The organism is Nonomuraea sp. NPDC049714 (genome assembly GCF_044465295.1).
GTDB lineage: Bacteria > Actinomycetota > Actinomycetes > Streptosporangiales > Streptosporangiaceae > Nonomuraea.
This window is the reverse complement of record NZ_JBITLM010000007.1, coordinates 161,853-184,670: the sequence shown is the minus strand read 5'-3', so window position 1 is coordinate 184,670 and position 22,818 is coordinate 161,853. Positions and strand designations below refer to the sequence as shown.

General features: G+C 67.5%; 21 protein-coding genes. 10 read left to right on the top strand and 11 right to left on the bottom strand.

The window, feature by feature from the left end; all coding sequences use genetic code 11:
* Positions 1 to 2 precede the first annotated feature (2 nt).
* Positions 3 to 767: an ABC transporter permease gene (locus ACIBQX_RS27045; protein ID WP_397009177.1), complete on the top strand. Its 765-nt coding sequence runs from the start codon at positions 3 to 5 to the stop codon at positions 765 to 767.
* On the top strand, positions 764 to 1,534 hold the full coding sequence (locus ACIBQX_RS27040) for an ABC transporter permease subunit (RefSeq protein WP_397009175.1): 771 nt from the start codon (positions 764 to 766) through the stop codon (positions 1,532 to 1,534). Before ACIBQX_RS27045 ends, ACIBQX_RS27040 begins: the two co-directional genes overlap by 4 nt.
* A gap of 148 nt (positions 1,535 to 1,682) precedes the next feature.
* On the opposite strand, the gene ACIBQX_RS27035 is transcribed toward ACIBQX_RS27040, so the two are convergent.
* On the bottom strand, positions 1,683 to 3,368 hold the full coding sequence (locus tag ACIBQX_RS27035; RefSeq protein WP_397009173.1) for a ribonuclease J: 1,686 nt from the start codon (positions 3,366 to 3,368) through the stop codon (positions 1,683 to 1,685).
* A gap of 54 nt (positions 3,369 to 3,422) precedes the next feature.
* The gene (dapA, locus tag ACIBQX_RS27030) at positions 3,423 to 4,340 is read right to left on the bottom strand and encodes a 4-hydroxy-tetrahydrodipicolinate synthase (protein ID WP_397009171.1); all 918 of its coding nucleotides are present in this window, start codon (positions 4,338 to 4,340) and stop codon (positions 3,423 to 3,425) included.
* A 1,541-nt stretch (positions 4,341 to 5,881) separates the two neighbouring features.
* Between dapA and ACIBQX_RS27025 the strand changes: the two genes are divergently transcribed.
* Together ACIBQX_RS27025 and ACIBQX_RS27020 are read left to right on the top strand one after the other, a co-directional pair.
* A complete protein-coding gene (locus tag ACIBQX_RS27025; protein WP_397009169.1) occupies positions 5,882 to 6,598 on the top strand; it encodes a GntR family transcriptional regulator in 717 nt (238 codons plus the stop codon).
* A gap of 866 nt (positions 6,599 to 7,464) precedes the next feature.
* The gene (locus ACIBQX_RS27020) at positions 7,465 to 8,121 is read left to right on the top strand and encodes a RadC family protein (protein ID WP_397009167.1); all 657 of its coding nucleotides are present in this window, start codon (positions 7,465 to 7,467) and stop codon (positions 8,119 to 8,121) included.
* Positions 8,122 to 8,640: 519 nt separating this feature from the next.
* Here ACIBQX_RS27020 and ACIBQX_RS27015 read toward each other — a convergent pair.
* A complete protein-coding gene (locus tag ACIBQX_RS27015; RefSeq protein WP_397009165.1) occupies positions 8,641 to 9,459 on the bottom strand; it encodes an NAD(P)H-binding protein in 819 nt (272 codons plus the stop codon).
* A gap of 586 nt (positions 9,460 to 10,045) precedes the next feature.
* A complete protein-coding gene (locus tag ACIBQX_RS27010) occupies positions 10,046 to 10,336 on the bottom strand; it encodes a hypothetical protein (protein ID WP_397009163.1) in 291 nt (96 codons plus the stop codon).
* A gap of 101 nt (positions 10,337 to 10,437) precedes the next feature.
* Here ACIBQX_RS27010 and ACIBQX_RS27005 point away from each other — a divergent pair, with 101 nt between their 5' ends.
* The gene (locus ACIBQX_RS27005; protein ID WP_397009161.1) at positions 10,438 to 10,926 is read left to right on the top strand and encodes a GntR family transcriptional regulator; all 489 of its coding nucleotides are present in this window, start codon (positions 10,438 to 10,440) and stop codon (positions 10,924 to 10,926) included.
* Positions 10,927 to 10,962: 36 nt separating this feature from the next.
* Positions 10,963 to 11,442: a GntR family transcriptional regulator gene (locus ACIBQX_RS27000; protein ID WP_397009159.1), complete on the top strand. Its 480-nt coding sequence runs from the start codon at positions 10,963 to 10,965 to the stop codon at positions 11,440 to 11,442.
* A 131-nt stretch (positions 11,443 to 11,573) separates the two neighbouring features.
* Here ACIBQX_RS27000 and ACIBQX_RS26995 read toward each other — a convergent pair whose 3' ends face one another.
* The 3 genes from ACIBQX_RS26995 to ACIBQX_RS26985 all read right to left on the bottom strand — a co-directional run bounded on the left by ACIBQX_RS26995 (position 11,574) and on the right by ACIBQX_RS26985 (position 14,025).
* Complete coding sequence (locus tag ACIBQX_RS26995) at positions 11,574 to 11,972, bottom strand: ASCH domain-containing protein (RefSeq protein ID WP_397009157.1); 399 nt, start codon at positions 11,970 to 11,972, stop codon at positions 11,574 to 11,576.
* 6 nt (positions 11,973 to 11,978) lie between these two features.
* On the bottom strand, positions 11,979 to 13,001 hold the full coding sequence (locus ACIBQX_RS26990) for a hypothetical protein (RefSeq protein WP_397009155.1): 1,023 nt from the start codon (positions 12,999 to 13,001) through the stop codon (positions 11,979 to 11,981).
* 133 nt (positions 13,002 to 13,134) lie between these two features.
* Positions 13,135 to 14,025 carry a DMT family transporter gene (locus ACIBQX_RS26985; RefSeq protein WP_397009153.1) on the bottom strand — a complete coding sequence of 297 codons (891 nt, stop codon included), beginning with the start codon at positions 14,023 to 14,025 and terminating at the stop codon, positions 13,135 to 13,137.
* A 28-nt stretch (positions 14,026 to 14,053) separates the two neighbouring features.
* On the opposite strand from ACIBQX_RS26985, the gene ACIBQX_RS26980 reads away from it, so the two are divergent.
* Genes ACIBQX_RS26980 through ACIBQX_RS26965 form a run of 4 tightly spaced genes read left to right on the top strand, consistent with a single transcriptional unit; the run spans position 14,054 to position 17,582 of the window.
* The gene (locus tag ACIBQX_RS26980) at positions 14,054 to 15,451 is read left to right on the top strand and encodes a PLP-dependent aminotransferase family protein (protein WP_397009151.1); all 1,398 of its coding nucleotides are present in this window, start codon (positions 14,054 to 14,056) and stop codon (positions 15,449 to 15,451) included.
* A gap of 23 nt (positions 15,452 to 15,474) precedes the next feature.
* A complete protein-coding gene (locus tag ACIBQX_RS26975) occupies positions 15,475 to 16,041 on the top strand; it encodes a CGNR zinc finger domain-containing protein (protein WP_397009149.1) in 567 nt (188 codons plus the stop codon).
* A 44-nt stretch (positions 16,042 to 16,085) separates the two neighbouring features.
* Positions 16,086 to 16,694, top strand: coding sequence for a GNAT family N-acetyltransferase (locus ACIBQX_RS26970; protein ID WP_397009147.1), 609 nt, complete (start codon positions 16,086 to 16,088; stop codon positions 16,692 to 16,694).
* A gap of 12 nt (positions 16,695 to 16,706) precedes the next feature.
* Positions 16,707 to 17,582 carry a 1,4-dihydroxy-2-naphthoate polyprenyltransferase gene (locus ACIBQX_RS26965; RefSeq protein ID WP_397009145.1) on the top strand — a complete coding sequence of 292 codons (876 nt, stop codon included), beginning with the start codon at positions 16,707 to 16,709 and terminating at the stop codon, positions 17,580 to 17,582.
* 122 nt (positions 17,583 to 17,704) lie between these two features.
* Here the strand turns inward: ACIBQX_RS26965 and ACIBQX_RS26960 are convergent, their stop codons facing one another.
* The 4 genes from ACIBQX_RS26960 to ACIBQX_RS26945 form a co-directional block, all read right to left on the bottom strand.
* Complete coding sequence (locus tag ACIBQX_RS26960) at positions 17,705 to 18,178, bottom strand: GNAT family N-acetyltransferase (RefSeq protein WP_397009143.1); 474 nt, start codon at positions 18,176 to 18,178, stop codon at positions 17,705 to 17,707.
* Positions 18,179 to 18,315: 137 nt separating this feature from the next.
* Positions 18,316 to 19,053: a 4-hydroxy-tetrahydrodipicolinate reductase gene (gene dapB, locus ACIBQX_RS26955; protein ID WP_397009141.1), complete on the bottom strand. Its 738-nt coding sequence runs from the start codon at positions 19,051 to 19,053 to the stop codon at positions 18,316 to 18,318.
* Between the two features lie 21 nt (positions 19,054 to 19,074).
* Positions 19,075 to 20,385 (bottom strand): M16 family metallopeptidase, encoded by a 1,311-nt coding sequence (locus ACIBQX_RS26950; protein ID WP_397009139.1) that lies wholly within the window; start codon positions 20,383 to 20,385, stop codon positions 19,075 to 19,077.
* The gene (locus tag ACIBQX_RS26945) at positions 20,382 to 22,712 is read right to left on the bottom strand and encodes a polyribonucleotide nucleotidyltransferase (RefSeq protein ID WP_397009137.1); all 2,331 of its coding nucleotides are present in this window, start codon (positions 22,710 to 22,712) and stop codon (positions 20,382 to 20,384) included. Before ACIBQX_RS26945 ends, ACIBQX_RS26950 begins: the two co-directional genes overlap by 4 nt.
* Positions 22,713 to 22,818: the final 106 nt, after the last annotated feature.

Here is a 22,818-nt window from a genome sequence, read left to right as displayed (position 1 = left end):
TCATGAGAATGGTCTTCTCTTCCGAGTGGCTCAAGCTGCGCTCGATCGCCTCGACCTACCACGCGCTGGGATCTGCCGCCCTCATGGTGGTTCTCGGAATGGTGTGGACGATCTACGTGAGCAGCCTGGCGGAGGAGCGCGGATCTCTGCGGGCCGCCGCGCCCGAGGAAGGATTCCTTCCTCTCGTACAGATCAGTCTCGCCATAATCGGCGTGCTTGCCATCACTTCCGAGCACGCCACGGGAATGATCCGTGCCAGCCTCACCGCCGTGCCCGGGCGAGGCACTTTTCTGGTGGGCAAGGCCGTCGTCGTCGGTGTGGTGACGTTCGCCGCCGCCCATGCGATCCTTCTCGTCACCTACGTGTCCGCCCGGTTGATCGCGGGGGATCGTCCGCTGGGATTCAACGACACCGGCTTCTTCGATGATCTGCCCATGCTGTTCGCCTCAGGTGTCTCGGTTACCGTGCTGGCCCTCGTAGGGCTCGGCCTGGGGGCCGCCACCCGTTCGACGGCGGCCGCGATCGTGTCGGTGGTGGTGATGCTGTTCGTCCTGCCCGGCATCGCGACCTACCTACCCGAGCCGTGGAACAGCAGGGTGGCGTCCCTCATGCTGCCGAATCTCGTCCCCCAAATCGCCGGCGATCGGCTCTCCTCCCGCCTCGGCGATGGGCTTCTGTCTCCGGCGATGGCATTCACAGCACTCATCTCGTACGCGCTGGTGGCTCTCACCGTCGGCCTCTACTTCCTGAAGAGACGAGACGTATGAGTGTTCTCGCCTCCGAATGGCTCAAGATCCGTTCGGTACGATCAAGTCACCTCACCGTAGGCATCAGCCTCGCCGGCATTCTGCTCGGCCTTGGGCTCGCATGGGTGACGGCCGACATGTACGACAACGCCGCCCCAGCACATAAGCCTGGCGCCCGACTCGCCGAGCTCGAAGAAGTCGTGCTCATGGTGCCGCAGCTCTGCATGGGCATCATGGGTGTGCTGACCATGACATCCGAATACGCAACCGGCTCTATGAGGACGACTCTGACCGCCGTGCCGAAACGCTGGCCGGTGATGGCTGGAAAGTCCGTTGTGGTCAGTGTCATCGCCCTGTTCACGGGCTCAGCGGTGGTCTTCGGCACCTACCTCGTCTGCCGGTCCCTGATCGATGACCGCTTCGGCGGCATCTACCAGGTGCCGCTCACGGACAAGCTGCCGCTCCTGATCTCCCTGATCCTTACAGTGCCGGTGTTCGCCCTGCTCGGCGTGGGGTTGGGAGCGATCCTGCGCTCCATTTCGGGCGCGATCGTCGTGCTGGTGGGCGCCATCCATGTCATCCCGATCATCGTGGGAAACCTGCCCGAGCCCTGGAGCGACCTGCTGGGATCAGTAATGATCGGCGCTCTGCCCCATGAGCTCGTCGGCGATACGAACACGGTGTACGGCTCGCTCCTGCCACCTGCGGCGGCGGGCGCAGTCCTAGTGGCCTACGCCCTCCTACCGCTGCTCGTAGGCACCTGGCTGCTACGCCGAAGGGACGCCTGAAATGACGCCCTTGGTTGCACTCGCGCGGGCGTCACGACATGTCGTCACCTGCGCCGAGACCTTGTGGGAAGGCTGTTCGTCCCTCGCACGAGCAAGAGATCGTTCACGGGTACGGCAGGCGCATATGCATGCCGTACCCACGACGAACTCAGACCTCGACCACCACAGGGATGATCATCGGACGGCGGCGATAAGTGTCACTCACCCAACGTCCGACGGTGCGACGGACCACGCGACGGATCTCTTGCATATCCACCACCCCGTCAGCCGCCTTGTCCTGCAGAGCCTTCTCGATCTGCGGGATGAACTGCTCGAACTGCGCCGGATCGATACCGGAGCCACGCGCATGGATCTCCGGCCCCGCGGTGATCTTGCCCGTGGTGGAGTCCACGGCGATGACCACGGAGATGAACCCCTCATCACCGAGGATCCTGCGGTCCTTCAGCGACACATCGGTGATCTCACCGACCGACGAGCCGTCCACGTACACGTACCCGGCGTGAACCGCACCGACGACCTTCGCTCGGCCGTCGACGAGGTCGACTACGACACCGTCCTCCGCGATCACGATGTGATCGTCCGGAACGCCGGTGAGCGCGGCCAGCTTGGCGTGCGCCCGCAGGTGACGCCATTCACCGTGCACCGGCATGAAGTTGGACGGCCGGGTGAGGTTCAGCACGTACAGCAGCTCGCCTGCGGCCGCGTGCCCAGAGACGTGCACCTTGGCGTTGCCCTTGTGCACGACACGGGCGCCCCAGCGGGTGAGCCCGTTGATCACCCTGTTGACCGCGGTCTCGTTCCCCGGCACCAGGGACGAGGCGAGCAGGACCGTGTCCCCCGCGGCGATACGGATGGGATGGTCGCGATTGGCCATCCTCGACAGTGCCGCCATCGGCTCACCTTGCGAGCCGGTGCAGACCAGCATCACGTCCTCTGGCGGCCACTCCTCGATGTCGCGGGAGTCGACGATGATGTCCGGCGGCACCTTGAGGTATCCGAGGTCGCGAGCGACGCCCATGTTCCGCACCATCGACCTGCCGACGAGCGCGACCTTGCGGCCATGCTTGGCGGCTGCGTCGATGACCTGCTGAATACGGTGTACGTGCGAAGCGAAGCTCGCGACGATGACACGCTGCTCAGAGGTACGGATGACCTCGTCGATGACCGGGCCGATCTCGCGCTCGCTGGTGACGAAGCCCGGCACCTCGGCGTTGGTCGAGTCGGACATGAGCAGGTCGACGCCTTCGGTGCCGAGCCGGGCGAAGCCGCCCAGGTCAGTAAGCCGACCATCACTCGGCAACTGGTCCATCCGGAAGTCACCGGTGTGCAGCACAATGCCGGCGGGCGTCCTGATGGCCACAGCCAAGGCGTCTGGAATCGAGTGGTTGACCGCCAGAAACTCGCAGTCGAACGGCCCGAAGGTGTGACGCTCGCCCTCGACCACCTGGAGCTTCTTCGGTTGGATCCTGTGCTCGGTGAGCTTGGCCTCTATCAAGGCAAGCGTCAGCCGGGATCCGATGAGCGGGATGTCACGCCGCTCTCGCAGGAGATACGGCACAGCCCCGATGTGGTCCTCGTGGGCGTGCGTCAGAACCACGGCCTCGACCTGGTCGAGACGGTCTCTGATGTATTCGAAGTCGGGCAGGATCAGGTCGACACCCGGCTGATCGGGCTCGGGGAACAGCACCCCGCAGTCAACGATCAGCAGACGGCCGTCGTACTCGAAAACGGCCATGTTCCGGCCGATCTCACCCAGCCCGCCCAGTGCGACGATGCGCAGCCCTCCGTCGGGCAGCGGCGGTGGGGGGCCAAGATCAGGATGTGGATGGCTCATGGCCGGCCCCCAATGTCAAATCGTGTTCTCAAAACTTCCGTTTCCTCCCCGTTTCTATGCGTCTATCAACTTCACCCCGCCGGCTACCAGGCAAGCACGCAGCTCGGCGATTTGCTTCTCCGTCGCGGACACCAGCGGCAGTCGCACCGGTCCGACCGGCACCCCCACCATGCTCAGCGCCGCCTTCGCCATGATCGCGCCCCCCGCGCTCAGCATGATCCCGTCGACCACAGGCGCCATCTGGCGGTGAATGGCCAGGGCCTGGTCGACATCACCACCGCGGTGCAGTTGGATCATGCGGGCGAGATCGGCGCCCACCACATGGCCTACTACGCTTACGAACCCAACCGCGCCCAGCGAGAGCCAGGCCAGGTTGAGCAGATCATCGCCGGAGTAGTAGACAAGGTCGGTCATCGACATCATCTGACTACCGGCGAACAAGTCTCCCTTTGCATCCTTCACGGCCACGATGCGATCGTGCTGGGCCAGCCGGAGCAAGGTCTCAGTCTTGATCGGCACGCCGCTACGCCCAGGAATGTCATACAGCATGACAGGCAGGTCCGTCGCATCGGCGACAGCCATGAAATGTCGATAAAGCCCTTCCTGCGGGGGCTTGCTGTAGTAAGGGGTCACCACGAGGAGCCCATGAGCTCCCTCAAGTGCCGCCCGCTTGGCCAGCTCGACACTGTGACGGGTGTCATTGGTGCCTGCGCCTGCCACCACGGTCGCCCGATCGCCGACCGCCTCCAGGACAGCACCGAGAATACGTGCTTTCTCGTCGTCGGAGGTAGTTGGGGATTCGCCGGTCGTACCGCTGACGATCAATCCGTCGTTACGCTGCTCGTCCACCAGATAGGTAGCGAGCCGTCGCACAGCCTTGTAGTCGACCGCGCCGTCATCGGTGAACGGCGTGACCATGGCGGTCAACATGCGGCCGAAAGGCGCATCGATGGTTCCAGTTGGCGATGCCATAGTGCGAACGCTACCTGGATTCCCAAATCCGTTGGACGCCGCCACCCCGCTTTGCCAGCCAGGAGCCGCTTTTTATCACACCGTCCTCCGGCATCTCTTACTACATTCTACTACAGTCCGCATCCAGTCGATCGCACTCCGCTTTCGCGCGAGGCTTCCCGGAGCTTCCCGACCCGACTGTCCTATACCCATCCTCAGCCGGCGAACGTCCCAGCCGGGCACGGCAGTCCCCTGGGTCGAAGCAAGCGACGCGCCGTGAGGGTGTGCCACAGATTCGCTCGAAGAGCGCCCACGCATCCGTATCCTCACGCTGGGTCGGGTGCATGAGATCGGGTGCATGGAAGAAACACGGCACCAGCATTGAGCTGTCCGATGAGCGCAATGGCGCTCAGCGCCAGCGGCACCGGCACGGGCACTGGCACCGGCACCGGCACCGGCACCGGCCATAGCCGTCAGCCCCTCGCTCGAGTGGCCGCCTCAGTACAGGCGCCTCAGTAGGCCGCCACAGCACCGGCTGCCTCCGATCGATACCTCTAATGGCCCGCCCCTCACGCCGCGCCATCTCCACCTCCATTGACTGGCGGGCCATCGCCCGCCGACGGCCATCTCAAAGTTGCGAACACCTCCACCTCGCATGTCGGCCTGAAGCCAGGAAGCGGGTGGCGAACTGGGCGAAGATCACCTGTAGCTCGATGCGGACCAGCGGCGGTCGCTGCAGCAGTGGCCTGATTTCCCACCCGGGCACCGCCGTCCACGGTCACGTCCGCGAACGCCCCCGTGAACTCCCGCAAACGACCCGCGCCTGAACGCGCGTAAACGACTGTGGGGACGCGGGAGCATCCAGCAAGCAACTGTCGGGAATGGCCTTCACGGCCGAGCCATCACCTCACTGCCAAGCGAGCAACCTCTAGACCCGTCCGCAACCCCGTACCAGCAGGTGTGCGAGGACCAGCCGCAGCTCGCTGCGAAGATGCGCCTGACCGTCCAGATCCCATTGCTGCCGCCGTCCAGATCCCGCCGCTGTCCAGATCCCATTGCTGCCGCCGTCCAGATCCCGCCGCCGCGATTGCAAGCGGAGGGGCCACAGGTCTGCGGTGGCGCGGGGCATTTGCGGGCCAACCGGGTAGAGCTGCTACGGCCTCGCACAGGGATGGGTCGTCGATCAGCGGGTCACGCGCCGGGCTGCGATCACAGGGCCGGCCTGTGGTGCGCGGATCTGATGCGCGCCAGATCGGCAGAGGGTCAGCGGGTGGTGCGGGAGGCTGGTTCGCAGGTCAGCCGGGGGGCGGCGGAGCTCGAGGGCGGCTCGCGGCGGGGCTGGGAGGGGATATGGGAAGAGGCCGCCGATATGTGCTCGGGGGTACACACATCGACGACCTCTACCGGAGAATCGCCACCCCTTACACCGGCGTTACAGAGTTTCTCCGATAATTTTCCGCTACTGCAAAGTTGGGGCTCCAGCAGTCCTCGATGACGGTCGGTTACCTGCCGAATACGGCAACATGGGGCAACGCCTCACACGAACCCCCAGGGATGGATTAGTGGCCACCTCAGATCCGGTCTACCTGCGTGTCGTCGAAGACATTCGGCGACAGATCAACGACGGCACCCTTCCTCCTGGCTCGCCCATTCCGTCGCGGGCGCAGCTGACCCGCAAGTACCAAGTCGGCGAGACCGCCGCCCGCCACGCTCTGCGCGTTCTGGCGGGCGAAGGGCTCATCATCGGCCGGGTGGGCTCGGGCCATTACGTGAGAGAACGTCCTGATCTCGCACCTTTGCACCGATGGCGTTTTCTTGATCACTCCACTCCGTTCGCCGCCGATCTCCAATCGCAGGGCCGACGCGTGACCTGGGATTGGCACAGCGAGCCCACCGAGGCTGGGCCCGACCTCGCAAGGCGGCTTCGAGTCGATCAGTCGGCGACCCTGACCAAGACCCACTACGTCTTCCGTGGCGACGGGCGTCCGCTACAGCTGGCTACCGCCTATGAGCCTCTGGAGTTCGCCGCCCACCATGTGGAGGAGCGGCGCAGCCTGGTCACCAGGATGTACGCGCATGGCGTAAAGATCACCGAGGTCGTCGAGAGCGTCCAGAGCCGCGTCCCCGACCCGAGCGAGAGCGACGTCCTCGACCTTCCGGTAGGCGTACACGTCCTGCATGTCGAGCGCACCCACTGGGCCGGCGACCGACCCGTGGAGACCAGTGACATCATCATTCCGGGCGACCGATTCCGTATGGTCTACAGCATGCCGGTCTGACCCCCCTCCACCGTGAGCTCCGCGCCGCGACCACTTCGTCCGCCGGAGCTCACGTCATCAAGACCCAGCCGCTGCCATGGAAACGCCATCAGAGCCGTGACCCATGGCCGAGCACACCGAAGCCGGAACACACGCGGCGGAACACGACGTTGAGGTCGCGTTCACGGGACACGCTGAGGCCCAGACCACGGCGCCACGGAAACCATGTCGAGGCCTGAGCCGGCTCACGGAGCACACCAAAGCGGATCACGGTGTGGCGGAATACGACGTTGCGGCCGAGGTCTCACGTCAGACGCCGGGGCCGGATCACGGGCCCTGGAATACGACGTTGCGGCCGAGGTCTCACGTCAGACGCCGGGGCCGGATCACGGGCCCTGGAATACGTCCTTGAGACACAGATCACCTCCACGGTCGAACTTCACCATCGTTGAACTCGGACCGCACCAGAGTGATCTTCACACCGTGTGAGCACCCACGAGCCGGCATGGTCGCAACGCGCGGACTGGCAGGGTGAAGCCCACCAGCAACCCGGGCCGAGAAAAAACTCCCGTATCCGGCAGTCGCGTACCGCACAATGGCGTACCAGATCCACGTCATCGCCTCACACGATGCAAAAGCACTCACCCCCACACAGGGCGCAACAGCTAACACCGCCGCAACGCACCCACCCCACAGCGTGGGCACCTCAGCGAGCCGAAATATCGCGGCATTCCAGGGATAGACCCCGCCAACGGCCATACGACATAGACACCGACAAACGAAATACGAGCCGAATTCCAGCATAGATCGGTCATTGCGGAATCGCTTCAACGCGTAGGCCAGAGGTTGTCGGTGGTCGTTGATAGAACCGTTTTGGAGGTGCGGGGATGCTAGTCAAAGACCTGCCGAGGCGGGAGCGGCCGCGAGAGCGGTTGATGGAGAGTGGGGCCGCGGCACTGGCCGATCGCGAGCTGCTGGCTGTGCTGCTCGGCTCAGGGTTTCGCGGGACCAGCGCGATGGATCTGGCGGCCCAGGTCATCGCGCACTGCGGCGACCTCGACGGGCTGGCCCGGTCGGAGCCGCACCGGTTGCTCGCCGTGCCAGGAGTGGGGCCCGCCAAGGCGGCGCGGGTGGCGGCGGCCTTCCATCTTGTACGGCGCGCGGAGGCGGAGCCCGAGCCGGCGCGGGTCACCAGCACGGCGGACCTGGCCTTGGTCACCGCGCCACTGTTGCGCGGCCACTCACACGAACGGCTGGTCGTGGTCGTTTGTGACGTTCGCGGTGCGGTGCTGCGGCGTACGGTCCTCACGGAAGGCGGAGCGGATCACACGACGGTCCCGGTAAGGGAGATCATCACCACGGTGCTGACCGCGGGAGGCGCCGCATTCGGCATCGCGCACAACCATCCGAGCGGCTCGCTGCATCCGAGTGACGCCGACCTCCAGGCCACCAGCCGCCTCATGGAAGCCGCCGAGACGGTCGGTCTGCGCTTCCTCGACCACCTCATCGTCACCGATTCGCTGTGGCGGCGGATCGAAAGCTGACCCGAACAACGTCCCGAGCGGGAGACCAGCCGAGCAGAAACCGACATCCCCAGAGAGCTCGTATCCAACAAATCACGAAGAACGTGTCCGGCCAGATGAAGTCGGCATTTCACACATAACTGAAGGGCCTTTCACTCTTCACCACCGAAAACGCGCGATCTCTATGAAAGCGCAGAAGGGCAGTCGCGCCGTGGAAAGCCATGGCATCCTCATTTCTACGGGCAGGCCATCTTTGGATTGGCCGGTTGCTCGTAGTGCGTGGTCTCGCGCCTCCCGGAAGGAACGGGACCACGCGACCTGCTGCCGGGCGATCCTCGGGTTTCTATCATGACGAGGAAGACGGGCCAGTCAGCCCGACAGCAGGTTCACCGGAGATCGTGGACAGCGACACCGTCAGTGATCCAGGCAAGTCGACCACCGAGGATGCCTCCCGCCAGGCTTCTCGGGTTCGCGTCCACGGGAGCCGGTCACGTCCACGGACGTGACCGGCCTCCGGCGGGCATCGAGCAGCGAAGCGACTCACCCGAAGTGCGCGGTGTGGCCGTGGACCCACTCGGTGAAGCTACGAGCTGGACGGCCGGTGAGGTCCTCGACGGTGGAGACCACGGTGTACGCCGCCGGAGGCGGGTTGCCCTGCCACGCGGCGAGCAGGTCGATCAGCTCTTCTCCGTGGCCGGCCTGCCTCCATCGCTCCCGTGCCTGCTCCTCGGTGAGCTCGTCGAAGCGCAGCTCACGACCGATGACAGCGGCGATGATGTCGAGCCGTCGCCGTGGGGTCAGCGCCTCGGGCCCGGTCAGCGTGTAGATCTTGCCCGCGTGCCCCGGCTCGACGAGTGCGGCTGCCGCTGCGGCTCCGACATCGGCCTCGTGCACCATCGCAGCCGGAACATCACCGAACGGTTCACGTACCGAATCTTCGGTGCGTATGGACTCGGCCCAGCCGAGCGTGTTGCCCATGAAGTCGACGGGCTGGAGCCGGGTCCATTCGAGTTCGCTGGCCTCGACGGCCTCCTCCACCGGGCCCAGCTGCCCGTTCCACAGGACGGTGGCCCGGCGGACGCCGGCTTTCAGGGCCAGGGCGACGATGTCGGGGGCGGTCCGCAGCGTGGCGTAGTCGTCTCCGCCCACCGTCAGCAGGTGAACGCCGGTCACGCCGTCGAAGGCGGGCGCGAGGGTCTCCGGGACCGTGAGGTCTCCGGCCACCACCTCCACCTGCGGCGGCAGGTTGGCCTTCGCCGGGTCGCGGGTCAGTGCGCGGACCTGCTGTCCGGCCTGGAGCAGGTGGTCGACGACGTGGCGCCCGGCCTTCCCGGTCGCTCCGGTCACGAGATACGTCATGTCAGGTCCTCCCTTCAGAGAAACCCGACGTTAAAACCTCAACCGCGCCTGAGGTCAACCGACACGACTGAACGGCGGTCCGAACGGGCGGACTCCGGCGGGCCTGGACGACCAGGAAATCCGCCGGAGTGCCCAAGTAACCCCCCGCGAGCCGGCGGCAGGGGCTCGCGGGGGGAGTCGACCCGGCAGGCGTGGAGCGTGGGATGACGCCTGCCGGGGATCGGACAGGCTGGACCAGGGCCTGTTCGGCTGAACGGCTCGCGAGCTGTGGCGCACGAACCGTAGATCATGGCTACGCAGCCGCACCTTTCATCCCTCCGGCGCGGAGCCATGGGCCCCGGCCTGCTTCGCTGCGGCGTCAGGGAAGCAGGCCGGGAGTCTTCAGCAGCTCACGGCGGGCATGAGCACCTCTCGGATCGCCCCCGGCCGACCGAGCGGCTCTCGGCTTGTTCCTGGCCTGCCGAGCGGCTCTCGGATCGTTCCTGGCAGCCTGAGGAGCTCTCGGATCGTTTCCGGCGGGCTGAGTAGTGACGCCTCCTCACAAAGAGGAGGATTCGCGCCAGAGTGGACGGCCGGCGTCGCGCGATCATCGTGCCGCTCCTTTCAGGAGCATGGCCCACAGTTCGTTGACCGTCGGAGCGATCGCGTCCGGGCTTTCCACAACGAGCAATCCACCACCGCCCTCGCTGGTCCGGCGGATGAAGCGCACACCGCCCGCCTGACACAATTCATAGAACGTCGGCTGGCAGTCGCAGGTGTAGTCGCGCACCCGTACCCGTACCATCCGGGGCAGCTCCGGCAGCCAATCGATCAGCATCGGCACACTGGCCGGCGCCCTCACATGGCGGCCGTGATAGTCACCCGGTTCCCAGAGCATGTAATCACTATAGACCGTACTCATAGGTCTATGCACGTATCCATAGAACTATTGAGCGTCTGCTTTGTGCACCCATGTCTGCTTTCGTCTATAATCCGAGCGTGCTTGACCGCGAGGGGCCAGTGCCCATCTACAAGCAGGTCGCCGACCTGATCCGCGAGCAGATCGAACGCGGCGAGCTCAAGGCGGGTGATCCTGTGCCCAGTGAGGCCAAGCTGGAAAAGGATTACGAAATCGCCCGAACGACCGCTCGCCGGGTGGCACGGGAGCTGCGAGAGCAAGGCATGGCGTACACGATCCAGGGCGAAGGAACCTTTGTCGGACAGCCGGGCGCACCGCACACACCCAGCAGGTTGCCCCGCTATCAGCAAATCGCCGAAGAGATCGCCGAGCGGATACGCCGAGGTGACATTCCGCCGAACAGGGCCATTCCTGGCGAAAAAGCAATGATGCAGCAGTACGGCGTCGCCAAGGTGACCGCACGCCAGGCTGTGGCACATCTCAGAGAGCAAGGCTGGGTATTCACAGTCCCCTATCGGGGAACGTACGTGACAAGTAAGGATAAGTGGCCAAAGGCCAAGAGCCGGTAATCATCGCCCTCCGTCTACCCGCTATACCCTTGAGCAATGCTCGACCCTGACGGTGACACTCACCTTTATGTGCAGATCAGCGAGGTCATCCGGTCACGCATCGTTCAGACCGGCTCCCCCGGCGATCCCGTGGCCAGCGAGGCGGACATCCAGCGAGAGTTCGGCGTGGCGCGCACCACGGCACGCAGAGCGATCCGAGTTCTTCGCGACGAAGGACTCGTCCATACCGTGCATGGCGAGGGAACCTTTGTCGGCGTCCACGCCGAGGCTCCGCGCCTTCCCCGAAAAACGCCGCTATATCAGCACATCACCGCAGAGATCGCGAAGCAGATCAGCGCCGGGGAATTCCAGCCAAGGCGCCCGATCCCTGGTGAAAAAACACTTATCCAGCAGTATGACGTAGCCCGCGAGACCGTTCGACGAGCCATAGCACTTCTGCGAGACCAAGGATGGATTTATACGGTGCCGCAACGCGGCAGTTACGTCTGTCCTGAGGAACGCTGGCCCTCCGACTGAAGATTCGACACCCAATAATGTCGCCGAATGCCTGCGTAACCGTCGGCTGAGGCCTCACCATTGTGGTGAGCGGCCATCGCTTGTTCCCTCGCACTGCGCCGATCATCGAGGGGCGCGATGGCCGCCCCTCCTCACCGGCCGAGCAGGCGGAACGACAGGCACACCACCGTCGTGGTGTCGTCCACGACGACCCCCTCGTCCCTCCAGTACCGCCTGTGCGCCTCGCGCCAGTCGTCGATCGAGCCGTAGCCCTCGCCCTCGGACTCGGCGAACTCCCAGCTCACCTCCGCGAAGGGCACCTGCGTGACGCCCACCACCTCGACCGTGGCCGCGTGGGCGCCGGAGTCGTCGATGAGGGCCAGGTGCTCCCCCACGTGCTCGAGCTCCTCGTTCTCGGCGTGGTAGTCGAGCTCCAGGAGACCGGCCGTGCCCTGCTTCCGGCCGGCCAGCACCAAGTCCGTCAGCCAGCCGCGCATGGCGCCCGGAGTGCCCAGTTCGAGAACGCGCAGGCCGTTCGTCCGTCCCCACATGGACGGTCAGAATACCGGGATGATGTCCTCGGGATCGATGAAGTCGACCGGCACTCCGTCGAGGTCGAGCTCGGGGATCGCGGGGAAGGCGATGCCCCAGCGTTCGACGATGGCGCGGACGCGGGCCATGGCGACCCGCCAGTTCTCGGCCTGTTCGTCGTAGGAGAGCACGCCCAGGCCGGCGTCCCGGGCGTGGTCCATCAGGACGCGGTGGTTGTGCAGGAAGTAGGGCGGCAGCTCCCAGAAGCCTTGGGGCGGCTCCCAGAGGATCATGGACAGGAAGACGAAGCCGGCCCGGAGCTGGCGGGTGATCAGGACACGGGTCTCGTCCGTGAGGCCGGGCCACTCGTTCTCCAGGATCGTCATGCAGATCTGGAGGTGGCGGGATTCGTCGCGGCCGATGCGCTGGAACATCTCCTCGAAGACGGGGTGCCGTGCGCCTGAGGCCATCCCCCTGAAAAGGGTGGAGGCCGCCATTTCTCCCATCATGAAGCTGGTGAACAGGATCGGCAGCGAGTATTTGCCCACGGCGGTGTTGTAGCCGGTCCAGTAGCGGCCGCCGTTGTGGTAGAGCCAGCCGATGTTGTTGTGTGCGGCCTTTTCCAGATTGTCGGTGGGGGTCCAGTCGAGGGGGCCGCCGGGCCAGAGTTTGGCGATGCTGCGCTGGCAGCATTCTTCGTGGTTCATCTCGTCACGGGTGATCGAGAAGAAGCACTTCCTCACCGGGTCCTCTTCGTGTTTCTCGAATGCCTGGATGGTGGCGCGGGCGAACACGGCCGGACCGGAGGCGTCGAAATTGGCCAGCACGGCGAACCAGTACATGATTCCCAGCCGTTGCTCGCGGGTGAAGTCCTCGGGGTCCAGCTCGTCCCAGGGGAGGTCGGCCGGGTTCCACAGGGTGCGCTTGGACTTCTCGTAAATGGCCGCGAGTTTCTGGGTCTCGACCCGCCACTCCATCGGGTAGATGTTGGGCTGCGGGATCTCCGGAGCAGGCCAGAAGCCGCCTTCAGGGATCGTGAGGTCCGCCATGTGACACCTCCAATCCCTATCCTGCGTCCAGCCGTCACGCCTTTCAAGTAGGAGCGCGCGGGCGATGGCGACGCAGGCGACTCGCCGCACATGCACACGCACCGCAAAGTGATGGCGACAAGCGTCACACCATTCAGGTACGAGCCCGCTGCGTGATGGCGACGCAGGCGAGTACGGCCAGAGCAGCGACCACCGTGGCCGCGCCGAACCTCTCCCCCATCAGGAACCAGGCCCACACCAGGGTGAGCAGCGGCTGAACGAGCTGAGTCTGCCCCGCTCTGGCGATGCCGCCCCTGGCGAGGCCCGCGTACCAGGGAAAGAAGCCGAGGAACATCGAGATCAGCCCCGTGTACGCGAAGCCGGCCAGGGCGACCGGGGTGGGGGTCATGGGGGTGGTGAGAGCCAGGGCCACGGTGATCGGCGCGGTGAGAGGGAGGGACAGCACGACGGTGTAGGAGATGACCTGCCAGCCCGGCGTGGTCCTGGACAGTGTGCCGCCCTCGGTGTACGCGACGGCGGCCGAGAGGAGGGCGCCCGCCAGGAGCAGGTCGGACCAGGTGGCGCTCGTCTCGCCGCTGGTGAGGGTGAACGCCGTGATGGCGGCGGCGCCTGCCGTACAGGCCACCCAGAACAGGGGACGCGGGCGCTCGCCCGCGCGCATGACGGCGCAAGCGGCGGTGGCGGCCGGCAGGAGGCCGATGACCACGGCGGCGTGGGAGGTGTCGGCGCCCAGGTGCAGGGCCAGGCCGCTGAAGACGGGGAACCCGAAGACGACGCCCAGGGACATCACGGCGTACACGCGCCAGTGCCGCCTCGGCGGGATGAGGGGAAGGCGGAGCGCTTTGAGACACACCAGGGCCACGATCCCGGCGAGCAGGGCGCGGCCGATCGCGACCAGCCACGGATCGAAGCCCTGCATCGCGTAGACGGTGGCGGGAAAGGAGCCGGAGAAGGCCAGCACCCCCAGGAAGGCGAGGGCCGTGCCGGTCCGCCGCGCCTCGGGGAGGGGGACCGCTACTCCCAAAGTGACAGTAGCGCTATCGTTATCCTTCATGGACAACGATAGCAGTATCGCTCAGATCGCCGCGATTCTGCGCGAAGAGGCCGGCCGCCTCCGGCCGGGTGACCGGCTGCCGTCCAGCAGGGAGATCATGCGCCGCCACGGCGTGAGCCCGGTGACCGTCTCGCGGGCTCTCGGGCAGCTCACCGCCGAGGGCCGGGTGATCACCAGGCCGGGCAGCGGCGCCTTCGTGGCGGCTCGCCGGGAGTGGGCCCCCGACGCCGCGGACTTCTCCTGGCAGACGGTCGCGCTCGGCGACCGGGTGATCGACGAGGAGCCGGTGGCGGCGTTGCTGCGCGTGGCACCCGAGGGCGCGGTGCCGCTGACCGGCGGCTACCTGCCCGCGGGGCTCCGGCCCGACCGGCAGCTCGCGGCCGCCGCCACCCGTGCGGTGCGCAGGCCGGACGCGTGGGCGATGCCGCCGCTGAACGGGCTGGGCGAGCTGCGCGGCTGGTTCGCCGCCCAGGCCGGCGGCGATGTGACGGGCAACGACGCCCTCGTCGTGAGCGGCGGGCAGGCCGCGCTGTCCCACGCCTTCAGGGCGCTGGCCGCTCCCGGCACGCCGGTGCTGGTGGAGACGCCGACGTACCCGGGGGCGCTGGCGGCGGCCAAGGCGGCGGGGCTGCGCGCGACGGCGGTGCCCATCGACCGGGACGGGGTACGGCCCGACCTGCTGGCGGAGGCGTTCGCGGTCTCGGGGGCACGGGTGTTCTGCTGTCAGCCGACGCTGCAGAACCCCACCGGGGTGACGCTCGGCCTCGAACGCCGGCGGCAGGTGCTGGAGGTGGCCAGGGCGGCGGGGGCGTTCGTGATCGAGGACGACTACGCCCATCACCTGACCGAGCAGGCGCCGCCGTCACTGATGTCCATGGACGCGCACGGCATCGTGGTCCACATCCACTCGCTCACCAAGATCCTGTCGCCGAGCATGCGGCTGGCGGCCGTCATCGCCCGGGGGCCCGCGGCGCACCGGTTGCGAGCCGCCCAGCTCGTGGAGTCGTTCTTCGTGGCCCGGCCGCTGCAGGAGACGGCGTTGGAGTTCGTCGGCTCACCGGCCTGGCAACGGCACCTGGTGGCCGTGCACACCGAGATCGTCACCAGGCGCGACGCGCTCGCGGCGGCGCTGGCCGCGCGAATGCCGCAGGCGGAGCCGTACCTGCTGCCGAACGGCGGCATGCACCTGTGGCTGCGGCTGCCCCCGGAGACCGACGAGCGGGCCCTGGTGGAGGCGGCCAAGCGCAACGGCGTCCTGGTGAGCCCAGGCCGGATCTACTACCCGTCGGAGCCGCCGGGGCCGCGCATCCGGGTCACCCACATCGCGGCCGCGAACCTCGCGGAGCTGGCCGAGGGAGTACGCAGGCTGGCCCAGGCCCTCGACGCGTGCGGATGATCACAAGCCAGTACAGTGGTCACATGTCGGCGCTCACGGAGTTGGTACGCGACTTCGTGAACACCTACGACGTCGAAGCCGACAACGACGAGCTCGGCACCTCATCCGAGCTGGCCGTCTGGCTTCGCGAACGCGCGCTCATCGGCCCTGCCGACCGGGCGACGGACGACGATCTGACGACCGCGATCGCCCTGCGCGAGGGACTGCGCGCCGCGTTGCGGCGCGAGGCCGGTGCGAAGCCGCCCGACCTGCCGGCGCTGCCGGTGCTGCCGCTCACAGTGACGATCAACGTGACGAACGACATGGCAAGCGGCGTGACGAGCGGCGTGCGTCCTGGCCTGGCGCCGGTGGCGGACGGGGTGGCGGGTGCCCTGGCCGGCATCGCGGCGGCGGTGACTGGCGGTTCGTGGGATCGGCTGAAGGTGTGCGCGGAGGAGACCTGTCAGTGGGCGTTCATCGACGGGTCGAAGAATCGATCACGATCATGGTGTTCCATGAGGGTCTGCGGTAACCGCACCAAAACACGCGCTTACCGGGCGAGGAAGCAGGGTTCGCGTCATCCCCAAGGTGCAAACACCGATACGGTGTAACTCGTGCCTTGTGGCACGAAGAGCAGGCGAAGGAGCGGGCCGAGATGGCAGACGTAGGCGTCCGGGCGGCCCGGCGCGAGGATGTGCTTCAGGTGGCGAATGTCCAGGTCCGTGCCTGGCGCCTCGGCTACCGGGATTTTCTGCCCGAGGGTCCTCTCGAACAGATGACAGGCCCCGCAGCGGAAAAGATGTGGCTACGGCAGTGGGATGAGGCGATCGTCGCCCCGCCCACCTCCCGGCACCGGGTGCTGGTCGCGGTGGAGACGATCCTCGACACCGAGGGCTTTCCCGCGCTGGGCGTCGGCGGCAATGCCGCGCCCATGACCCCGCGGGGCGGCGAACGGGTGGTCGGGCTCGCCTCACACGCTCCCGCCGAGGACCCCGACCTCGACCCGACCGTCGTGGCGGAGATGCTGACGCTGCTCGTGGACCCCGACTTCGTCCGGCGCGGCCATGGCAGCCGCCTGCTGAACGCCACGGTCGACCACCTGCGCGAGGACGGCTACCGCCAGATCGTCACCTGGGTGTTCGCCGACAACTACGCGGTTCTCGGTTTCCTGGAGTCGGCGGGGTGGGGCGAGGACATGGCCGAGCGCGTGCTCGACATGGGCCGGCCGATCCGCATGGTCAGGCTCACCACCGACATCAGCTAGAGGATCTCCCGCATGGCAACCCCTGGTCAGTGGCTCGCCGGCGCGCGCCCGCGCACGCTGCCGAACGCGGTCGTCCCCGTCATGGTCGGCACCGGGGTGGCGATCGGCGAGGGCGGCTTCAACTGGTGGCGCGCGGTTCTCGCGCTGCTCGTGGCACTGCTGCTGCAGATCGGCGTCAACTACGCCAACGACTACAGCGACGGCATCCGCGGCACCGACGACGAGCGGGTCGGCCCGATGCGCCTGGTGGGCTCACGGGTGGCCACACCTCGGCAGGTGCTCGGCGCGGCGCTGGGCAGCTTCGCCGCCGCGGCGGTGCTCGGGCTGATCCTCGTGATCGCCACCCGCGCGTGGTGGGTGCTGCTGGTGGGCACGGCGGCCATCGCCGCCGCCTGGTTCTACACCGGCGGCAAGAGCCCGTACGGTTACCGCGCGCTGGGCGAGGTGGCCGTCTTCGTGTTCTTCGGCGTGGTGCCCGTGACCGGCACCGCGTTCGTGCAGACCGAGGCGCTCTCGTGGCCGGCGCTGGTGGCGTCCGTGCCGGTCGGGCTGCTGTCATGCTCGATGCTGGTGGTCAACAACCTGCGTGACGTCGGCTCCGACGGCGAGGTGGGCAAGCGCACCCTGGCGGTCGTGCTCGGCGCGCCGCGCACCCGCACCCTCTACGCCACCTGCCTGATCGTACCGTTCGCGGTGGCGCTCGCGATGATCGTGGTCGCGCCCGCGGCGGCGCTCGCCGTGCTCGCGGCACCGCTGGCGATCTCCCCGGTGCGCACCGTGCTGGGCGGCGCGGTGGGGCCGGCGCTGATCGCCGTACTGCAGCAGACGGGCAAACTCCAGATGGCGTACGGCCTGCTCCTCGCGATCGGCCTGGCCGTCACCCTCTGACGTGCCCGCCTGCTCAGCGAGCGACGGTGCCCGCCTGCTCGGCGAGCGACGGTGGCCGCCTGCTCGGCGAGCGACGTGGCGGCCCTCTCAGCCCCTCCTGGACGCCCCCTCCTGGACGCCTCCTACCGGCGCATCACCACCCGTGGCGCCACCTCGATCCCCAGCTCCCGCTCATGCTCGACCAGCGCCCTCAGCTCCGGCCCCCACTCCCGCTCCCCCAGCACCTCGAAGCCGTGCCGCTCGTACCAGGGCGCGTTCCAGGGCACGTCCCGGAAAGTGGTCAACGTGACAGCGGGGGCACCCACGGCCAAGGCGTGATCCAGCACCGCCCGCACCAGCCGCCCGCCGATCCCCCGTCGCATCCGGTCAGGGTGGACGGCGAGCTGTTCCAGATGAACGTTCCCGTCGACCCAGCCGATCATCGCGAACCCGTCGGGCGGGAAGCCGTCCACCAGCACCGTGCCAGGATCGTCGACCTCCTCGACCATGGTCGTCCCAGCCGGGAAAGTGATCCCCACCTGCTCGAACAGCCCGTCGGCCGCCACTTCGACCGCCACCAGGCCGGCAAGGTCACCGGCTACTGCCCATCGCACCATGCCGACACGGTCTCATGTTCGGCGTGACGGCCGCTTCTGGATATTAGTGTGATGATCGTAGGCTCGGCTGTGCGGAGCCGGGACCCTCTCCTCACACCGTGCCCGCGACCTGACCAGGTGGTGGGCACGGCGTCTGTCTAGAGGTCGAGCAGTGGCTCCAGCCCGATGGTGAGGCCGGGGAGCTCACCCACCCGGCGGACGCCGAGCAGGACCCCGGGGGTGAAGGCGGCGCGGTTCATGGTGTCGTGCCGGATCGTGAGGATCTCGCCGTCGCCGCCCATCAGCACCTCCTGGTGCGCGATGAGGCCGGCGAGCCGTACGGCGTGGACGTGCACGCCGCCGACGTCGGCGCCGCGGGCGCCGTCGAGCTCGGCGCTGGTCGCGTCGGGCATCGCCCCGAGACCGGCCTTGACGCGCGCCTCGGACACCAGCTCGGCGGTGCGCCTGGCGGTGCCGGACGGGGCGTCGGCCTTGTTCGGGTGGTGCAGCTCGATGATCTCGACGGACTCGAAGTGGCGGGCGGCCTGCTGCGCGAAGTGCATCATGAGCACGGCGGCGATGCCGAAGTTGGGGGCGATGAGGCAGTTGGTGCCCGGCGAGCGCTCCAGCCAGCCGCGCACGGTGTCGAGCCGCTCCGCGTCGAAGCCGGTGGTGCCGACCACTGGGTGGATGCCGTGCGCGATGGCCCACTCCAGGTTGCCCATGACCACGTCGGGATGGGTGAAGTCGACCACCGCCTCGGCGCCGTCGAGCCCCTCGATGGGGTCGTCCTTGTCGAGTGCGGCCACCAACTCCATGTCGGTGGCCGCCTCGACCGCCTTGCACACTTCTACGCCCACCCGGCCGCGAGCGCCGAGCACACCTACCTTGATCACACCGTCAACCATATCCCAAGGTCAGGAGATGGCGTCGGAGAAGTCCTTGTCGCCGTACGGACCGATCACGGCGAGCGTGAGCGGCCTGTTGAGGACGTCCCTGGCCACCTCGGCGATCTCGTCGCGGGTGACCGACTCGATCCTGGACAGGACCTGGTCCACCGAGAGCAGTTCGTCGTAGACGAGCTCGTTCTTGCCGATGCGGGACATGCGTGAGCCGGTGTCCTCCAGGCCGAGGACGAGCCCGCCGCGCATCTGGCCCTTGCCGCGGACGATCTCGTCGTCGGCCAGGCCGTCGGAGACCACGCGGGCCACCTCGTCGCGGCAGATCTTGAGCACGTCGTCGATCTTCGAGGGCAGACAGCCGACGTAGATGCCGAACTGGCCCGTGTCGGCGTAGGCGGAGGTGTAGCTGTAGGCGGAGTAGGCGAGCCCGCGCTTCTCCCTGATCTCCTGGAAGAGCCGCGACGACATGCCGCCGCCGAGCGCGGCGTTGAGCACGCCGAGCGCGAAGCGGCGGTCGTCGGTGCGGGACATGCCGCTGGTGCCGAGGACCAGGTTGGCCTGCTCGGTGGGCCGGTCGACGACCAGGGCCGTCGACCGGGTCCGGGCGCCCGGCCCGCTGGTGCGGGGCGGGGCGAAGACGGCGGGGCCGGTCAGCGCCCCGGCGCGCTCGTAGGCCCGTACGACCAGCTCGACGACCTCCTCGTGGCGGATGTTGCCCGCCACCGAGACCACCGTGCGCGGCGGCTGGTAGTAGCGCTGGTAGTACTCGGCGATCCGGTCGCGGCCGAGCATGTTGATCGACTCGACCGTGCCCAGGATGGGCCGCCCGATGGGCGTGTCGCCGTACAGGGCGGCCGCGAACTGCTCGTGCACCACGTCCGACGGGTCGTCGTCGTGCATGGCGATCTCCTCCAGGATCACGCCACGCTCCGACTCGACGTCGTCGTCGGTGACCAGCGAGCTGGTCACCACGTCGGCGAGGACGTCCACCGCGACCGGCAGGTCCTCGTCGAGGACCCGCGCGTAGTAGCAGGTGTACTCCTTGGCGGTGAAGGCGTTGATCTCACCGCCGATGCCCTCGATGGACGCCGAGATCTCCATGGCGTCGCGGGTGGGCGTGCCCTTGAAGAGCAGGTGTTCGAGGAAGTGGGTGGCCCCGGTGTGCTCCGGGGCCTCGTCACGCGAGCCGATGCCGACCCACATGCCGACCGCGACACTGCGCACGGTCGGCATGGTCTCGGTCACCACGCGCAGCCCACCGGGGAGGACGGTGCGCTTGACTACCCCGGCCCCGTCCCGGCCGGGATGCAGCGTGGTGGTCGTCACGAGTTGCGGTCGCCGCCGTCCCCGTCGTTGCGCGTGGTGCGCACCCGGGTGCGGGTGCGGCGCGGGCGGTCGTCACGGGGCTTGTCGTCGCCGGCCGGAGCGGCCGCCTCAGGCTGAGCCTCGTCGGTGTCGCCCCTGGCCTCCTTCTCGGCGGCCTCCTTCTCGATGACCTCGACGGGCACGAGAGAGAGCTTGCCCCGCTGGTCGATCTCGGCGATCTCCACCTGGATCTTCTCGCCGACGCTCATCACGTCCTCGACGTTCTCGATGCGCTTGCCGCCGTGCAGCTTGCGGATCTGGGAGACGTGCAGCAGGCCGTCCTTGCCCGGCATGAGGGAGACGAAGGCGCCGAAGGCGGCGATCTTGACGACCGTGCCCAGGTAGCGCTCGCCGACCTCCGGCATGTGCGGGTTGGCGATGCCGTTGATCGCCGTACGGGCCGCCTCCGCGGAGGGGCCGTCGGTGGCACCGATGTAGATGGTGCCGTCGTCCTCGATGGTGATCTCGGCGCCCGTTTCGTCCTGGATCTGGTTGATCATCTTGCCCTTGGGGCCGATGACCTCGCCGATCTTGTCCACGGGGACCTTGATGGTGATGATGCGCGGCGCCGTCGGGTTCATCTCCGCCGGGGAGTCGATGGCCTCCTGCATCACGTCGAGGATCGCCAGCCTGGCGCCCTTGGCCTGCTTGAGCGCGCCGGCCAGCACCGAGGCGGGAATCCCGTCGAGCTTGGTGTCGAGCTGCAGCGCGGTGATGACGTCCTTGGTGCCGGCGACCTTGAAGTCCATGTCGCCCATGGCGTCCTCGGCGCCGAGGATGTCGGTCAGCGTGACGTAGGTGTCACCCTCGCCGATGAGGCCCATCGCGATGCCGGCCACCATCTCCTTGAGCGGCACACCGGCGTCGAGCAGCGCCATCGTGGAGGCGCACACCGAGCCCATCGAGGTCGAGCCGTTGGAGCCGAGCGCCTCGGAGACCTGGCGGATGGCGTACGGGAACTCCTCGCGGGCCGGCAGCACCGGGATCAGCGCCCGCTCGGCCAGCGCGCCGTGACCGATCTCGCGGCGCTTGGGCGAGCCCACCCGGCCGGTCTCACCGGTGGAGTAGGGCGGGAAGTTGTAGTTGTGCATGTAGCGCTTGGTGCGGTCGGGGTTGAGCGTGTCGATGACCTGCTCCATGCGCAGCATGTTGAGGGTCGTGATGCCGAGGATCTGCGTCTCGCCACGCTCGAACAGGGCCGAGCCGTGCACCCGGGGCACCACGTGGACCTCGGCCGACAGGGCGCGGATGTCCTTGGTGCCGCGGCCGTCGATGCGCAGGCCCTCCTTGACGACCCGCTCGCGCATGAGCTTCTTCATGACCGAGCGGAAGGCGGCGGAGATCTCCTTCTCGCGGCCCTCGAACTCCGGCAGCAGTTTCTCGGCGGCCAGCGCCTTGACCCGGTCGAGCTCGTTCTCGCGCTCCTGCTTGCCGGCGATGGTGAGAGCGGCGCTCAGCTCGTTCTTCACACCGGACTCGACGGCGGCGAGGACGTCCTCCTGGTAGTCCAGGAAGATCGGGTACTCGGCGGTCTCCTTGGCGGCGACCTGGGCGATCCGCGACTGCGCCTCGCACAGCACCTTGATGAAGGGCTTGGCGGCGTCGAGGCCCTCGGCGACGGTCTCCTCGGTGGGAGCCACGGCGCCGTCGGCGACCAGCTTGAGCGTGTCCTTGGTGGACTCGGCCTCGACCATCATGATCGCGACGTCGCCGTCGGCGAGCACCCGGCCCGCCACGACCATGTCGAACGTGGCGCGCTCAAGCTCGTGGTGGGTGGGGAAGGCCACCCACTGACCGTCGATCAGCGCGACGCGGACGCCGCCGATCGGGCCGGAGAACGGCAGCCCGGCGAGCTGCGTGGACAGCGAGGCGGCGTTGATGGCCACCACGTCGTAGAGGTGATCCGGGTTGAGCGCCATCACGGTGGCGACGACCTGGATCTCGTTGCGCAGGCCCTTGACGAACGAGGGGCGCAGCGGCCGGTCGATGAGCCGGCAGGTGAGGATGGCGTCCTCGGAAGGACGGCCCTCACGCCGGAAGAACGAGCCGGGGATGCGGCCCGCGGCGTACATGCGCTCCTCGACGTCGACCGTGAGCGGGAAGAAGTCGAGATTCTCCCTCGGGTTCTTGGACGCCGTGGTCGCGGACAGGACCATCGTGTCGCTGTCGAGATAGGCGACGGCACTGCCTGCCGCCTGCTGTGCGAGCCGTCCGGTCTCGAACCGGATCGTGCGCGTTCCGAAAGAGCCGTTGTCTATGACGGCTTCGGCTGTGTGGACACCCTCCACGGGGGACCTCCTTGGTCAGTCGGTCTCCCGCGCCCTGTACACCGGCACCCTCGTTAGGTGCAGCGCCGGTCTTCGATCGAAGCGCCCGGTCTTGGTTACCGGAAGC

Excerpts from the sequence above, each read along its gene's own strand:
- ACIBQX_RS27045 (WP_397009177.1), top strand. The coding sequence starts at position 3 with ATGAGAATGGTCTTCTCTTCCGAGTGGCTCAAGCTGCGCTCGATCGCC.
- ACIBQX_RS27040 (WP_397009175.1), top strand. The coding sequence starts at position 764 with ATGAGTGTTCTCGCCTCCGAATGGCTCAAGATCCGTTCGGTACGATCA.
- ACIBQX_RS27035 (WP_397009173.1), bottom strand. The coding sequence starts at position 3,368 with ATGAGCCATCCACATCCTGATCTTGGCCCCCCACCGCCGCTGCCCGAC.
- dapA (WP_397009171.1), bottom strand. The coding sequence starts at position 4,340 with ATGGCATCGCCAACTGGAACCATCGATGCGCCTTTCGGCCGCATGTTG.
- ACIBQX_RS27020 (WP_397009167.1), top strand. The coding sequence starts at position 7,465 with ATGCTAGTCAAAGACCTGCCGAGGCGGGAGCGGCCGCGAGAGCGGTTG.
- ACIBQX_RS27015 (WP_397009165.1), bottom strand. The coding sequence starts at position 9,459 with ATGACGTATCTCGTGACCGGAGCGACCGGGAAGGCCGGGCGCCACGTC.
- ACIBQX_RS27010 (WP_397009163.1), bottom strand. The coding sequence starts at position 10,336 with ATGCTCTGGGAACCGGGTGACTATCACGGCCGCCATGTGAGGGCGCCG.
- ACIBQX_RS27000 (WP_397009159.1), top strand. The coding sequence starts at position 10,963 with ATGCTCGACCCTGACGGTGACACTCACCTTTATGTGCAGATCAGCGAG.
- ACIBQX_RS26995 (WP_397009157.1), bottom strand. The coding sequence starts at position 11,972 with ATGTGGGGACGGACGAACGGCCTGCGCGTTCTCGAACTGGGCACTCCG.
- ACIBQX_RS26990 (WP_397009155.1), bottom strand. The coding sequence starts at position 13,001 with ATGGCGGACCTCACGATCCCTGAAGGCGGCTTCTGGCCTGCTCCGGAG.
- ACIBQX_RS26980 (WP_397009151.1), top strand. The coding sequence starts at position 14,054 with ATGGACAACGATAGCAGTATCGCTCAGATCGCCGCGATTCTGCGCGAA.
- ACIBQX_RS26975 (WP_397009149.1), top strand. The coding sequence starts at position 15,475 with ATGTCGGCGCTCACGGAGTTGGTACGCGACTTCGTGAACACCTACGAC.
- ACIBQX_RS26970 (WP_397009147.1), top strand. The coding sequence starts at position 16,086 with ATGGCAGACGTAGGCGTCCGGGCGGCCCGGCGCGAGGATGTGCTTCAG.
- ACIBQX_RS26965 (WP_397009145.1), top strand. The coding sequence starts at position 16,707 with ATGGCAACCCCTGGTCAGTGGCTCGCCGGCGCGCGCCCGCGCACGCTG.
- ACIBQX_RS26960 (WP_397009143.1), bottom strand. The coding sequence starts at position 18,178 with ATGGTGCGATGGGCAGTAGCCGGTGACCTTGCCGGCCTGGTGGCGGTC.